The organism is Planctobacterium sp. AWM4_229, from assembly GCF_056160305.1.
The window spans coordinates 99,613-113,772 of sequence record NZ_JBSWWX010000004.1; the positions used below are offsets into that span (position 1 = coordinate 99,613).

At 47.1% G+C, this 14,160-nt stretch carries 16 protein-coding genes; 6 read left to right on the forward strand and 10 right to left on the reverse strand.

Annotated elements, in window-relative coordinates:
- Positions 1 to 90: 90 nt before the first annotated feature.
- The gene (locus ACXAGP_RS09745) at positions 91 to 1,191 is read left to right on the forward strand and encodes an RNA polymerase sigma factor (RefSeq protein ID WP_475261085.1); all 1,101 of its coding nucleotides are present in this window, start codon (positions 91 to 93) and stop codon (positions 1,189 to 1,191) included.
- Positions 1,192 to 1,231: 40 nt separating this feature from the next.
- On the opposite strand, the gene ACXAGP_RS09750 is transcribed toward ACXAGP_RS09745, so the two are convergent.
- Positions 1,232 to 1,705 (reverse strand): redoxin family protein, encoded by a 474-nt coding sequence (locus ACXAGP_RS09750; RefSeq protein WP_475261087.1) that lies wholly within the window; start codon positions 1,703 to 1,705, stop codon positions 1,232 to 1,234.
- 49 nt (positions 1,706 to 1,754) lie between these two features.
- Positions 1,755 to 2,543: a substrate-binding periplasmic protein gene (locus tag ACXAGP_RS09755; protein ID WP_475261088.1), complete on the reverse strand. Its 789-nt coding sequence runs from the start codon at positions 2,541 to 2,543 to the stop codon at positions 1,755 to 1,757.
- A gap of 187 nt (positions 2,544 to 2,730) precedes the next feature.
- On the opposite strand from ACXAGP_RS09755, the gene ACXAGP_RS09760 reads away from it, so the two are divergent.
- Positions 2,731 to 3,156 (forward strand): BLUF domain-containing protein, encoded by a 426-nt coding sequence (locus ACXAGP_RS09760; RefSeq protein ID WP_475261089.1) that lies wholly within the window; start codon positions 2,731 to 2,733, stop codon positions 3,154 to 3,156.
- A gap of 12 nt (positions 3,157 to 3,168) precedes the next feature.
- On the opposite strand, the gene ACXAGP_RS09765 is transcribed toward ACXAGP_RS09760, so the two are convergent.
- Together ACXAGP_RS09765 and recG are read right to left on the reverse strand one after the other, a co-directional pair.
- Positions 3,169 to 3,915 carry a class I SAM-dependent methyltransferase gene (locus tag ACXAGP_RS09765; protein WP_475261090.1) on the reverse strand — a complete coding sequence of 249 codons (747 nt, stop codon included), beginning with the start codon at positions 3,913 to 3,915 and terminating at the stop codon, positions 3,169 to 3,171.
- A gap of 221 nt (positions 3,916 to 4,136) precedes the next feature.
- A complete protein-coding gene (gene recG / locus ACXAGP_RS09770) occupies positions 4,137 to 6,212 on the reverse strand; it encodes an ATP-dependent DNA helicase RecG (protein ID WP_475261091.1) in 2,076 nt (691 codons plus the stop codon).
- Positions 6,213 to 6,346: 134 nt separating this feature from the next.
- On the opposite strand from recG, the gene ACXAGP_RS09775 reads away from it, so the two are divergent.
- Positions 6,347 to 7,189: a substrate-binding periplasmic protein gene (locus ACXAGP_RS09775; RefSeq protein ID WP_475261093.1), complete on the forward strand. Its 843-nt coding sequence runs from the start codon at positions 6,347 to 6,349 to the stop codon at positions 7,187 to 7,189.
- Positions 7,190 to 7,195: 6 nt separating this feature from the next.
- On the opposite strand, the gene ACXAGP_RS09780 is transcribed toward ACXAGP_RS09775, so the two are convergent.
- The gene (locus tag ACXAGP_RS09780; RefSeq protein ID WP_475261094.1) at positions 7,196 to 7,825 is read right to left on the reverse strand and encodes a peroxiredoxin-like family protein; all 630 of its coding nucleotides are present in this window, start codon (positions 7,823 to 7,825) and stop codon (positions 7,196 to 7,198) included.
- A 213-nt stretch (positions 7,826 to 8,038) separates the two neighbouring features.
- Here ACXAGP_RS09780 and ACXAGP_RS09785 point away from each other — a divergent pair, with 213 nt between their 5' ends.
- Positions 8,039 to 8,506, forward strand: coding sequence for a helix-turn-helix domain-containing protein (locus ACXAGP_RS09785; RefSeq protein WP_475261095.1), 468 nt, complete (start codon positions 8,039 to 8,041; stop codon positions 8,504 to 8,506).
- Here the strand turns inward: ACXAGP_RS09785 and trmH are convergent.
- From trmH to gmk, 5 genes are all read right to left on the reverse strand, one after another.
- Positions 8,496 to 9,242: a tRNA (guanosine(18)-2'-O)-methyltransferase TrmH gene (trmH, locus tag ACXAGP_RS09790; RefSeq protein WP_475261096.1), complete on the reverse strand. Its 747-nt coding sequence runs from the start codon at positions 9,240 to 9,242 to the stop codon at positions 8,496 to 8,498. The genes ACXAGP_RS09785 and trmH overlap by 11 nt on opposite strands.
- An 18-nt stretch (positions 9,243 to 9,260) precedes the next feature.
- The gene (locus ACXAGP_RS09795; RefSeq protein ID WP_475261097.1) at positions 9,261 to 9,647 is read right to left on the reverse strand and encodes a RidA family protein; all 387 of its coding nucleotides are present in this window, start codon (positions 9,645 to 9,647) and stop codon (positions 9,261 to 9,263) included.
- 11 nt (positions 9,648 to 9,658) lie between these two features.
- Positions 9,659 to 11,785 carry a bifunctional GTP diphosphokinase/guanosine-3',5'-bis pyrophosphate 3'-pyrophosphohydrolase gene (gene spoT, locus ACXAGP_RS09800; protein ID WP_475261098.1) on the reverse strand — a complete coding sequence of 709 codons (2,127 nt, stop codon included), beginning with the start codon at positions 11,783 to 11,785 and terminating at the stop codon, positions 9,659 to 9,661.
- A 123-nt stretch (positions 11,786 to 11,908) separates the two neighbouring features.
- Positions 11,909 to 12,184: a DNA-directed RNA polymerase subunit omega gene (rpoZ, locus tag ACXAGP_RS09805; RefSeq protein ID WP_475261099.1), complete on the reverse strand. Its 276-nt coding sequence runs from the start codon at positions 12,182 to 12,184 to the stop codon at positions 11,909 to 11,911.
- A 157-nt stretch (positions 12,185 to 12,341) separates the two neighbouring features.
- Complete coding sequence (gene gmk, locus ACXAGP_RS09810; protein ID WP_475261101.1) at positions 12,342 to 12,983, reverse strand: guanylate kinase; 642 nt, start codon at positions 12,981 to 12,983, stop codon at positions 12,342 to 12,344.
- Positions 12,984 to 13,172: 189 nt separating this feature from the next.
- Here gmk and ACXAGP_RS09815 point away from each other — a divergent pair, with 189 nt between their 5' ends.
- A complete protein-coding gene (locus tag ACXAGP_RS09815; protein ID WP_475261103.1) occupies positions 13,173 to 13,844 on the forward strand; it encodes an alpha/beta hydrolase in 672 nt (223 codons plus the stop codon).
- A gap of 96 nt (positions 13,845 to 13,940) precedes the next feature.
- A complete protein-coding gene (locus ACXAGP_RS09820; protein WP_475261105.1) occupies positions 13,941 to 14,153 on the forward strand; it encodes a hypothetical protein in 213 nt (70 codons plus the stop codon).
- Positions 14,154 to 14,160: the final 7 nt, after the last annotated feature.

The following is a 14,160-nucleotide window of genomic DNA, read 5'->3' on the forward strand; positions in this document are numbered from 1 at the left end:
CGGCGATTATACCGGGTCCAAAAAAAATTTGTCACACTTTGCCTGGTACTGGTGACTTTCAGTTGTAAACTACTTAAATCGGAGAGAAAAATGACTGAATTAGCGCAACAACAATTATTCGAAAACGTTCTCAAAGCACAGCAGGGAGATGTTTCGGCGTTTTCAACACTCGTGGCGCAAACACAGAACCTGGTGACCAGTACGGCGCTTGCTGTGGTGCATGATGTGCAGGCCAGTGAGGATATTGCGCAAAACACCTTTGTGGCGGTGTGGCAGCAACTACAAGAGCTGAAATCCCCTGACAGCTTTTTGCCCTGGATACGCCAGATCACCCGCAACAAAGCCAAGAATTATCTACGAGATAACAAGGTCACTCGTCATGAATTGCACGCTGAACTGGATGACGATGTGGTCAATGCTCAGCAGCAAGAAACAGATCTGAACAAGTTAGAAGCTGAGCAAATCAATCGCCTGGTGATGAATGTGGTGAGTGAGTTGCCCGCTGAAAGCCGCGATATTCTCATTCTTTATTATCGCGAACAGCAAAACAGTCGTCAGGTTGCGCGTTTATTGGATTTATCTGAAGCCAATGTGCGTCAAAAGTTAAGCCGCATTCGCAATGAAGTTAAAAAAGAGTTATTGGAAAGTGTGGGGGAATACCTGTTTTCCACCATTCCCACGGTGGGCTTTACCACTATGGTAACGTCGGCCATTACCACGAGTGTGCCGGCAGCCGCTGCCAGTGCGGCTTCCAGCAGTGCAGCCCAATCCAGCGGTGTGATGAAGCTGCTAGCACTTGGCGGTGGGGCACTTTTAGGTGGGTTGTTGGCCATCGTAGCGATATTTTTCGCTTCCTGGTTAACACAAAGAAAGCTTAGCGATGAACAACAAAAACAATTGATTAAAAAACACACGCGGGGACAAGCTCTTTGGGTTTTGTTGTGCAGTGTATTGTTTGCCCTGGCCTATTTAATTGACGATGGCTGGTTGGCTCCAGTGTCGGTTTATAGTGCTCTGGTTTTCGGACTATGGTGGCAGCAACGTTCTTTGATGAAGTTGATCAAAAACAAGGTAATTCAATGTAATTCGCAAAGTGCAGTCAGTGGCTGGTTGGGTTTGATATTGGGTGCCGGCGTCGGTTTTATTGCCATGCTCATTGGTTTGGTCAACAGTGGCCGGTTGGTATTTTAATGGAAGTTGGTGGGTACCAACTTCCATAACTAAAGGGCTGTTATAGCGCTGCAAGCACAGCTTCGGCGCTGCTCACTTCAAACTTGCCAGGCTCTTCCACGGCCAGATGCTTAACGACTTTGTCTTCCACTACCATGGCATAGCGCACACTTCGAATACCACCAAAAGCGCCGGTTTGTTTGGCTAGCCCTAGAGCATCGGAAAACGCGCCATCGCCGTCGGCCAGCATGGTGATGTGTTCAGCATTTGAGGCATTGCCCCAGGCTTCCATGACAAAACTGTCGTTAACTGAAATACAAATAATACTGTCTATACCTTTTGCCTTTAACGCATCGGCTTGCACCACAAAGCCGGGCAAATGGGCTTGCGAGCAGGTGGGAGTGAAAGCGCCGGGTACGGCAAACATCACCACTTTTTTACCGGCGAACAGGTCGTCGGTAGTGGGTTGTGAGGCTTCGCCCTTTTGACGCAGCATAAAGGTGTGTTGCGGTAAGGTATCGCCAACTTGAATCATAGTGTAATCCTTTTAAATGAGCCTAAAGGTAAGTTATGGGCAAAGTCTTTTAGTTCAATAGTTGTTTTGGGCCGTAATAGCGGCTCAGGATTTCCTGATACTGGCCGTTTTCTACAATGGCGTGCAAATGCAGACGAAAACGGGCGATGATCTCCGGGTCAACTTTTTTATTGAAGGCGAAGCAGGTTTGTGAATCGGCGACGGTATACACACTCTCAAAATCTTCCGGGTTGCGACCCGCATTATTGAGCATTTGACTGGCACCCAGCTCGTCATAAGCGATCATATGTATCCTGCCTTTGTCCATGAGTTCCAGATTGGGACGCATACTGGTATTACTCAATATGTTGAAAGGTTCATTGAGGATGGACAACAGCGCCTGCTCACTGACATCCGAACGCACCGTGCCAATGGTGTAGTGTTGCAGATCATCAATTGAATTAATCTGGATCTTACTACTTTTTTTGGCCAGCAAAATATAGTGGGTGTCTACGATAGGGCAGGCCCACTGGAATAATGACTCGCGGGATGGAATGCGAGCAACGGCAAACAATACAAAGTCCGGACGGTTCTTTAATTCAAAATAGGCTCTTGCCCATGGGTATAACACAATCTCCGGCTCACTAGTGATGCCCTCTCTCTGCCATATCAAGTTTAATAAGTCGATAGAGATACCCTTGAACATGCCCTGCTCAAAATAGTTCATTGGGGCGTAATCTTCAGTAGCCAGTTGCAAATCAAGGAAGTTTGAGCGCTCTGCAAGGGTTGGAGAAGCGATACAGCACAACATCACCACGATGGTAAGTTGTTTAATTGATGTTGCTAAGCGCGATTTCATAGAGTGAACGATAAAATTGACGATCTAATTTAAGTATAGTCAGAAATCACGGATTTCTGGCGTTACGTGATAAATAATACAGAGCTCAAAGTTTGGAGTAATAATTGAATCGGTAGTTTAAGTGCGAGTTTTTGTACTAGAATGTGAAAAAAATGGTGAGCAGCTACTTTGAGACTGGCTTAAGACTATGACCACGTTAATGTCCTTTATTTATGCGAGCAAGGTAACACCTGGCTTTCAGGATTCCCTGGAAATCAATAAGATTCTGAAAACGGCTCGCAAAAATAATGAAGCTAAGCAGATCACAGGTTTGTTGCTGTGCAACCTGCACTACTTCCTACAGATTTTGGAGGGACCAGAAGCAGAACTTACAACTCTTTATAAAGCGATTGCGCAAGACTCTCGTCACCAAGATGTCACTAAAATCTCTGAGTCGGAGGTTGCGTCGCGACAGTTTCCGAATTGGCAGATGGGATTTTATCTTTTTTCTGAGCAGGAAAAGGACGCGTTACCAAGAGATTGGAGGCAATTGGACTTTGCGCAAACACAAACTATTTTCACTCATGTTCTGCATTCTCATGAGGGCGCGAATAATAGCTTTTATAGCCTATAAAGATGTTTTGTTTCAGGCGTTTGTAAGATACACATCAAAGCGATGTTTCTTGCTTTTGATTTGCATCGAAGGTGTCTCACCCGCTAGAAACGGCGCATAGTCTGGACGTTTCACTACTACCCGCTTTTTGGCCAATGCTCGCGCGGGTGCTAATAAGCCATCAGCATCTTCATCGTGTCCTAAAAGCTGTTGGAACAGGCGCATTTCCTTTTTCACCAGGGCGGACTTTTTCTTGTGGGGAAACATGGGATCAAGGTAAATCACATCGGGTTTTGCTTCATGCCACTCAGTGAGTAAGGTTTGAGCTTGTCCCGGTTTGAATTGCAGGCGTTGAGCAAATTCTGACCCCAATTGTCCAGATGCCTCTGCTCTGCGCAATCCATTCTGTAATAAAGCTGCTACCACGGGCGAGCGTTCTAACATGGTTACCTGCGCGCCTAAGGTCATCAGCATAAAGCTATCGCGTCCTAATCCGGCGGTTGCATCAATAATGTGAGTGTCAGTGTTGCCTTTAAGCCCTGCGGCTTTGGCAATGGCTTCATTTTTGATGCTGCTACGACTGGCTCTATAGGCGATGGCATCAGCAGTAAAGTCCACAATCACGGCACCCACTTTAGGTTGGGAGAAGTCCTTTAGGCCCAATACATCATTTTCGAAAACCAGTGCCAGACCATCAGGAGTTGAATCGACAATGCTGAAATCGGTACTTTGCAAGTAATCTGGCAGCGTTTCGGCATGGGTATACAAAGGGATAATCATGATGTTTTTATGCCCCTTCCAGGTCGAACTTCAGTTCGACACGGTTGTTTAGGTTTTGTTTGGAGGCTTGGTCCAGGTCTGTTGTCCGGCTGGCCGATGTTATGCTCCCGGCAACATCGACATTCACTACTTCCCTGTAGCTCAAGCCGAACCTACAGAGAAGTGATTGTAGGTTGAAATTTAGTTCGACGCGGTTGTTTGGATTTACCGCATGTGTTTGGTTATGCATTGCCGTATTTCTCGCGGTAAGGTAGCCAGCGATTGATGATGGCGTTGGCATTGGCCGGGTGATGTTGCCATAAATGAGTTGCGATTTTTTGTACCTGCGGGATGAGCCAGGCATCGCGTACCAGATCGGCGATTTTCATATTAGCCAGGCCGGTTTGTTTGGTTCCCAGTAGCTCACCTGGACCGCGTATTTCCAGGTCTTTTTGGGCAATCACGAAACCATCATTACTCTCTCTGAGTACACCTAAGCGCTGCTGCGCGGTTTTTGAAAGTGGGCTGGAGTACATCAGCACACAGTGGCTTTCCACACCGCCTCGACCTACGCGCCCTCGCAGCTGATGCAACTGTGCCAGGCCTAATCGTTCCGCGTTTTCTATTACCATTAAACTGGCATTGGGTACATCAACACCCACTTCGATAACCGTCGTTGCCACTAACAGGTCTAGCTCACCTTGTTTAAAGGCTTGCATCAGTGCTTGTTTTTCATCGGGTTTTAGACGCCCGTGCACCAGGCCGATTTTTAAATCCGGTAACGCGGTTTGCAAAATCACTTTGGTATCTTCGGCTGCCTGGCATTGCAGCGTTTCTGATTCTTCTATCAGGGTGCATACCCAGTACACCTGGCGTTTTTGCTCGTGACACACAGAACGAATACGGTCGATGATATCACCGCGACGGGAATCGGGCAGTACCACGGTTTTCACTGGCGTTCTGCCCGGCGGTAATTCGTCAATGATGGAGGTTTCTAAATCGGCGTAGGCGGTCATGGCCAGGGTACGAGGGATCGGAGTGGCCGTCATAATAAGCTGGTGGGGGAAATAGCCATACACTTCCCCTTTTTCCCGTAGCGCCAAGCGCTGATGTACGCCAAAACGGTGTTGCTCGTCCACAATTACCAGTGCCAGTTTTTGATAAACCACTTGCTCCTGGAAAAGCGCGTGAGTGCCCACTATCAATTGCGCACTCCCATCAGCAATACTTTGCAGGGCTTGATTCTTTTCTTTGCTTTTTAGTTTACTGGCCAGCCAGGCACAAGAGATACCTAACGGTTCAAACCAATTGCTGAAGTTAATAAAATGCTGTTCAGCAAGGATTTCGGTAGGTGCCATCAGGGCCACCTGCAATCCCTGCTCGATGGCATGTAATGCCGCGATAGCCGCTACCAAGGTTTTCCCGGAACCGACATCACCTTGCACCAGGCGCATCATGGGGCGACTATGTTTCATATCTTGCTCAATGTCTGCACTTACTCGCTGCTGCGCCCCTGTTGGCGAGAAAGGCAGATTACCCAAAAAAGTGGGCAGCAATTTTTCAGACTTGTCGATACTCACAGCCGGGTCCGCCTGAGTCTGATGTTTCACTTTCAACACGCTTAAATGGTGTGCCAACAGCTCTTCAAGAATAAGTCGCTCTTGCGCTGGGTGTTTACCTTCCAGTAATTCGGTAACGGCAATGTCAGGTGTCGGACGATGGGTGGTTTGCAACGCCGTCTTCATACTCAGCTGTTTGGGATACAGCCCTTCAGGTAATAACTCTGCCAGTCCGCCTTTATCAAGTAGTTTTAATGCCTCATCGGTCAGGTTTCGCAAAGTGAGTTGCTTTACGCCTTCTGTGGTGGGGTACACAGGGGTGAGCGTTTCCTCCACATTGTTCTCAGACTCGGGTGTCAGAATTCGATATTCGGGGTGCACAATCTCTAAACCGTGCTTGCCGGGACGCGCTTCTCCAAAACAGCGCAATAGTGTGCCTTCAGTCATGTTTTTGGCTTGCGCTGCGGAAAAATAGAAGAAGCGCAGTGTTATGGAGCCGGTTTGGTCAGCCACAGTGACCACCAGTGTGCGTTTACGGCCATAGCTGATGTTGGCTCGTTTCACTTCCGCTATAAATGCCGCGGATACACCGGGCTTAAGCTCAGTAACGGGATAAATTCGGGTGCGGTCTTCATAGCGCAGCGGCAGGTGAAACAGCACATCCTGGACTGTTTTAAGCCCCAAAGCGGCAAGTTTTTCGGCAACTTTTGCACCAACACCTTTTAGCTCTGAAACGGGTTTTACCGAAAGCGATTGCATTAGAAGAGTGACGACTCCGGGCTTTAATACTTGATGTTAAGTGTCTAATAATACTGAATAAAAAACCAGTTGTTTGTTAAAAAAAGGATTCCAGGCCAAACTGATTAAGTCTCTTAATTAGCTATTGGAAAAAAATGGTGCCTCAAACAGTGGCAATTCTTGTGGTCCTGCTAAAAGCAAGTGTGTTGAGCTTTGCGTTCTGGACTAGTGCTGCATTCGCATTTGTGGAGCCATCAAACAGTCGTGGCAACAGCTTGGAATTTGAAAACAAGGCCATGACATTGCCCTCAGTAGTGAAGGATGTTTTTTGGATTACCGAAGATTATCCCCCTTTCCATTATCAAGAGGGGAAACGCAAAAAAGGCATCGCCATTGATATCTTGAACGAAATTTTCCGCCGCAATGAAGTCTCTTTTAAAAGCGATAAACAAATCTATGTATTTCCTTGGGCTCGTGCCGTAAAAGAAATAAGTAATAATGCCAATGCGGCATTATTAACCATGGCCTATACGCCTGAACGGGATAATCTCTTCGCCCTCAGTGCACCGCTCTTTGACGAGCAAATCGCCTTAATTTCTCTGGCAGACAACCCACTGACGTTTAAAGACATCAATGAAATCGAAGATTATATTGTCGGGGTGGTGAGAGATGATATTGGTGAGCGATTGCTTAAAGACATGGGGCCAGATGAGTTACATTTGGTTCATGTGTTGAGTTCTAAAGAACTGGTACAAATGCTCATTAAAAGGCGGGTTGATGCTATCGCCTATTCAGTGGATATCATTCGCTACCAGCTACAACAGCTCTCTGAAGTTCAGCAAGGCTTGAAAATACATATGACGCTGGCAGAGCTACCCACCAGTATCGCTTTTAATAAACAAGTGGAACCAAGTTTACTGCAGGCTATCAACGGAGCCATCAATACGTTAAAGCATGATGGCACCATTGAACGCATTATGAGCCAATCAGACAAGTAGTTTTATCTAAAGAGCCAGTGTTTTAGCTGCCAGATAGAGTAGTTCAGGTGAAACACGCACTCTGAAGTTGGGATTCACGTAATTAAAATGCACTAAGCCTTCTGTATCGGCGATATACACCGCAGGAACCGGCAGCGCCACTTTACTGGTGCCATCCAAGGTTACAAATTCAATGCCCATTTTGTTGCGGTAGCGCTTGGCGGTTTTGTCCGCAAGGAAAAAGCCAATGCCAAACTCACTGCTCACTTCGAAATTTTTGTCGGAATACAATTTAACTTTGAAGTCGGTTTCAAATGCGGTGTCTTTCAGTTTTGCCGGTGAATCGGGTGAAATCGCAATCAGCTGATAACCCAGAGCCATAATCTGTTGTTCAACCTGTTTGAGACCTGCTAATTGGGCACTGCAGTATGGACACCAGCCACCGCGATAAAAAATTAATACTGTAGGTTGTTGGCTCACCAGGGATTTAAGGGAAACAGGCTTGTCATCCAGATCATACAGGGTGGCATCGGGGATCACTTGCCCATTCAATACCGGGCGTACATCGTCAGCTGTGGCGGCTATTTTATTAATATCCGTGGCGGAAGCTGTGCAGTGCAGTAAAGTTAAAAAAGCCAGAGTCAGTAATTTTTTCATGAATTTACTTCTTGTTACATTTGGTAACCAGCTTTGACCTGCTAAAGGCCAGATATCTTTCAGTGGTTTACTGTGATTGACTGTAAATCAGTCATTTTTCACTTATTCGCACGAAAAGCGCTCAATTAAACGCGTTGTCGGGGAAATGTCGGCATGATTTCGTCACTGACAGGGGTAGAATCAGGGCAAAGTCATCATCAGTGATCACAACTAATGCAGTGCAAAATACTCAAGCAACTTCGTCTTTCCAAACACTTTTCTCAAGAGCAATTGGCAGAGATGTCCGGGCTCAACGTAAGAACGATCCAGCGCATTGAGAGTGGCCAAAATGCCAGTTTAGAATCTATGAAGTGTTTGGCTGCAGCTTTGGATGTGAGTATTGAAACTCTGCAACAGGAGACCCTGATAATGAACAAGCATGATGACAACTGGCAACGCTTACCCGTTTTTCTAAAACTCTGGTTTATCTTTAACTTTTTACAACCTCAGCCAAAACGCGGCACTGCCGTAAGGGTGGTGTGGCTTTGCCACCTTACAGGTTTTGCATTTTGTGCCTTGGGGTTTTGGTTTGAAGCCGCCTTGGTGGGAGGCTTGTTGATGTTGACCAGCGCCTATCTATTTAGCTTGTTAAAGTGGCAAGGGGATAAATACGGGATTTGGTATGACGCGCCTATAGATTAGAAAACAGGTCGTCTTTGGGGGCGGAGCTGTCTGTTTCCGTTTGCGTAATTGCACTATCCTTGCTTATTTGCATTTGTCGCCACCAGTCATCGCTGGCTATGACTTCACCCGCGTCGTCTAATTTCGGCAAAGGCAGGTTCTTTGCCAGGCACTGGGTAAAAAGTGCAGGGTGGCAACCTTCAAACAACAGGGCGTTTAGATCTTCATCTGAGATACTGACTTTGTCGTAAAGCCCCGCTTGTTGTCGTTGATGCTGTGCTTCATAAAGAATTAAACCGGCAGCGACGGCAACATTGAGAGACTGCACCATGCCCATCATAGGGATGATGATTTCGTGATCCGCCAGGGCAATGGCTTCGTCACTGGCCCCGTATTTTTCCTGTCCCAGTATAATGGCTGTGGGGCGGGTGTAATCCAGCTGTCGAAAGTCCACAGATTTATCCGACAAGTTGGTCACCAACACCTGCATATCTTGTTGTTTAAAATACTGGTGGGCGGCTTTTATACTGCTGTGTTTGCGGTGCTTTAACCAGCGCTGCGTGCCCATAGCCGTGCCGCGTCGAAAATAGGTGTGTTCGTTCCAGACGATATTGGCTTCGTGAATGCCCACCGCGTCGCAACTGCGCAAAATCGCAGAGACATTTTGTGGCTTGTGCACATGCTCCATGCAAACCGTAAGGTCGGTTTGGCGCTTTTGCAAAACCGACTTAATGCGTTGGTATCGTTCCTTGAACATCGGGCTTTGAGCGGTGTTTTAGTCCACTAACTCCAACACCCCATCAATTTCAATTTGCGAACCTTTTGGCAAACCCGCCACTTCGATGGCTGCGCGGGCCGGATAGGGCTGTTCAAAATGCTGGCTCATGATCTCGTTGACGATGGCAAACTTGCCCAGATCCGTCAGGAATATATTCACTTTAGCCATTTGCTGCAAACTACCGCCTGCGGCTTCACAAACGGCGGTCAGGTTTTTAAACACTTGTTGTGCTTGCTCGGCGAAGTCCTCCGACACCATCTCCATGGTTTCTGGAACCAGTGGAATTTGGCCGGAAAGGTATACTGTAGTGCCAACTTTAATGGCTTGGCTGTAGGTACCAATCGCTTTGGGGGCCTTATCTGTATGGATAATCTCTCTGGACATGGTGAATTCTCTTAATTAATGCTTTTAGTTTTGCTGTGTCTTGATACCGATTGTACTTCTGGCATGTTGCGTATTTTGCGCAAAATGGTGGCCAGGTGGATACGGTCACGGCAGGTGAGTTCAAGATCGATGTAGTAGATATTGCTTTCTTTTTCTTCGGTTTGCAGACTAATAATATTGGAATCTGTTGACGAAACCGTGTTGGTGAGGGTTGCTAAGGTGCCCTGACGGTTTACCAGTTCAATGCGTACTGAGGCTTTAAATTCGCCACTGGTATTGTCTTCCCACTGCATGGGGAGTACCCGCTGTGGCTCTTCTTTGCGCAGCTTGCGGATATTCCGACACCCTATTTGATGGATTAAAATGCCTTTACCGGGGCTAAGTACTGCCAAGATTTCATCGCCGGGAATGGGGTGACAGCAAGGTGAATAACTCACTAACAAGCCTTCGGTGCCCTTAATGGCGATATTCTTGTTTTTGTCGGAAAGCATGTCGCTATCCTGGGAATCACCAATCAATCGTCGTGCAATAATGGCACTGAGTTCGTTACCCAAGCCAATGTCTTCCAATAATGAGGTAAAGTCTTGATGCTGGGTTTCCTGGACAACTCGGTTTTTGTCTTCTTCCGGGATGTCATCAAGGCGAATTTTACCCAGCGCGTGGCGAAGTAATCGGTTACCCATTTGAATGGCTTCTTCGGCGTGCTGGCGCTTGAGGAAGTGACGTATTTGGGTTCTGGCTTTTGCGGTGACTACGAAGTTCAACCAGTTGGCATTGGGGTTAGCACGAGGCGAGGTGATGATCTCAATGGTTTGGCCGTTTTGTAAGGGCTTATTCAAGGAATAGGTTTTGCGATCCACCCGCACGCCTACACAAGAGTTGCCCACATCGGTATGTACTGCATAGGCAAAGTCCACCGCGGTGGCCTGCATAGGCAGCTCTATTATTCGCCCGTCTGGTGTAAACACGTAAATTTCATCCGGGAATAAATCGGCTTTGACGTGCTCGATAAATTCAAAGGAGCTACTGGCGCTTTGCTGTAACTCTAATAGCGATTGCATCCACTTTCGGGCGCGAGTTTGTGCCGTGCTGCGAGTGGCTTTACTTTCATCTTTATACATCCAGTGGGCTGCAACGCCCTTATCGGCCATCTCGTCCATATCGTGGGTGCGGATTTGTATTTCCACCGGGATACCATGAGGTCCGATTAACGAGGTGTGTAGTGATTGATAGCCATTGGTACGTGGGATCGCCACATAATCCTTAAAGCGGTTTTCAATGGGCTTGTACAAACCATGCATACAGCCTAAAACCCGATAACAATCATCCACTGTACTGACAATCACCCTAAACGCATAAATGTCCATGATCTGATTAAACATCAGCTCTTTGTTTTTCATTTTGCGATAGATGGAGTAAAGGTGCTTTTCCCGACCTGAAACATCTGCACTGATTTGCTTCTCTTCCAGGCGACTGATGATTTCCTGCCGGGTATTTTCGATAATTTCCCGGCGATTGCCACGGGCCTGTTTAACTGCTGACTGCAAGGCGCGATAGCGCATCGGGTACATGGCGTGGAAGCCGAGATCTTCCAACTCGTTCTTAATTTCGTGAATACCCAGGCGATTGGCAATAGGAACGTAAATCTCCAGAGTTTCTCTGGCAATGCGGCGTCTCTTATCCGGGCGCAGTGCACCTAATGTGCGCATGTTATGGGTGCGGTCAGCCAGCTTGATCAAGATGATGCGAATATCTTCTACCATCGCCATCATCATTTTGCGAAAATTTTCTGCCTGAGCTTCTTCTTTGCTGCTGAACTTAAATTTGTCTAGCTTGGATACCCCTTCCACTAGCTCAGCTACGGTTTCGCCAAATTGCTCCGACAAGCTTTGTTTGTCGTGATGGGTGTCTTCTATTACATCGTGCAGCAATGCCCCCATCAAGGTTTCGTGATCCATGTGCATATCAGCAAGAATGCCAGTCACGGCGACGGGATGGGTAATGTATGGATCACCACTGGAGCGTTGCTGGCCATCGTGGGCGTCACGGGCAGCAATATAAGCCTTCTCTACCAGCTCAACCTCATCGAGTGGCAGATAATTGGCAACTTTTTGTTTTAAACCCTCGAATAAATACAACTGAGCGCAATTTAGTTATGGAACATAAACACAGAATACGAGGATTTTTGCAGGATGCAAATACTTCTTGGAAATGGACTAAATGCTGTACAGTGACAGCATTTAGTCAGAGATAACAGGCGCTTAAGGCTGCTCAGAAAGAATACTGGCAACAGAAGCGAACTCTGCCTGCTCGGCTTCTTGTTGCTCCTGAATTTCAGCTTGGTCCATCGCGTCTGAGTCAATCAGACCTTTTTCGATTTCCCGCAGAGCCAATACGGTTGGCTTGTCGTTGCCTGAAGGTACCAAAGGCTCTTTACCCTCAGTGGCCAATTGGCGCGCACGACGAGCGGCAACCAAAACCAGGTCAAAACGACTTCCTACTTTATCTACTGCATCTTCAACAGTTACACGTGCCATCGGTTTCTCCGTGTGGGCCGTATTGTTGTAATACGGACATATTCAAATCTTGTTTTTCAAAAGCCTGTTCAACGAATTCAGCTTTTGAAAAAGGCTGCGTAGTTTACTGGCTTGGCGGGCTTTTGCCAAGCGTAAAGCTCATTTGTTAAGCAATTTTTTAGCTATTTTCATCCAGTAATGAAGAAAACAAGTCTTCGTAGCGAATAACTTGCTTTTCTTTGCGCAAGCGGTTGGCACAAACAATGGCTTCCAGCTCCGCCAAGGCGACATCAAATTTATCGTTCACGATAATATAATCGAACTCACTGTAGTGGGAAATCTCGGACACCGCTTTGGCCATGCGCTTTTCGATAACTTCGTCGGAATCCTGGCCTCGCGCTTTAAGGCGGTTACGCAACTCCTCGCGGGAAGGTGGCGCGATAAAAATCGTCTTGGTATCTGGCAAAAGCGCTTTTACCTGACGCGCTCCTTGCCATTCAATGTCTAAAAATACATCCACACCATGCTGCAAGGTTTCAGTGATATTGCGTTTTGCTGTGCCGTAGTAATTGTCAAAGGCTTGGGCCCACTCAAAAAAGGCTTCTTCTTCAATCAGTTGTTTAAAAGTTTCAGTGCTGACGAAGTGATAGTGTTTACCATCTTGTTCACCGGGACGAGGGTTTCTGGTGGTGTGGGATACTGATACCTGTACCGGGTGGCGCTCATCGGCGTGATTCTCTAAAAAGGCTTTAATGAGGCTGGATTTTCCTGCACCGGAAGGGGCCGCAACGATGTATAAATTTCCTGGAGTATTAGACATAGGTCGTATTTTCTTAAAAAAATCGGGTTTGAGACTGGTCACAGGCGCGCAATCTTAGCATAATTTGCAACGCAGTTCTGCTGTGCGTATCTTAGATGACGCAACGGTGTAACACTTAATAATAACAATAAAGCGCCAAAAAGCAGAAATAGAAATATCATGCCCGGTACGCGTAACAAGGAAAATACTATGTCTAACGAGCTATTGCCTTATGTAGAGGTTAACCCATCCAAGACCGCAGATGCCGTCGTCATCTGGTTACACGGACTCGGCGATTCAGGCAATGGCTTTGCCCCTATTGTTCCACAATTGGGGTTACCCGAAGACATGGCGGTACGCTTCGTATTTCCTCATGCCCCCATTATTCCCGTCACCATTAATAACGGCATGGAAATGCGCGCCTGGTATGACATCAAAACCCTTTCTTTTGAAGACAGGGCTGACATGGAAGGGGTGAAGCGTTCAGCAGCGCAAGTCGAGCAGCTTTTGCAGCGCGAGATTGCCAATGGCATCCCTCCTGAGCGCATCGTCTTAGCCGGTTTTTCACAAGGCGGTGTGATCTCCTATTACGTGGCCTTGCGTCAAACACAGAAACTCGCGGGTGTGCTAACACTGTCTACTTACATGTGTGATGCCGATCAGACCCGCCAAGACTGGCAAGATAGCAACAAAGACACTCCGTTTTTCGCTTCCCATGGTGCATACGATGAGATGGTACCCATTGCGCTGGGTAAATCGGCGTACATGAATCTCAAAGAGGCTGGGTTCAACGCCCGCTGGGAACAATACCCCATGCAGCACAATGTGCACATGCAGCAGTTGCAGGAAATTGCCAGTTGGCTGCAGGACGTGTTGAGCTAAACAAGCACATCAAATAAAATTACAAAAGGTAAACTTTATTCCCTTTTGGGATGCTGCTAAACTGAGTTTTAATTAAAACTCTGGAGTGGCATTGTCATGCGTTTTTTGAGCAAGCTTATCATCGCCGTATTGCTGTTGAACCTTTTTGAGTTTTTCTTAGGGTTGCAACTGTGGTTCGATTATCGCAACTTTTTTTCAGTGGATACGCTGTGGTTTTTCGCAGGTTTTGCGGTTGCCTGGGGAGTGGCGTTGTTACTGCTGAGATTGTTTGATGCAATGCGCCATCATCAACGCGCTACGTTGCAATAAGGGCCGA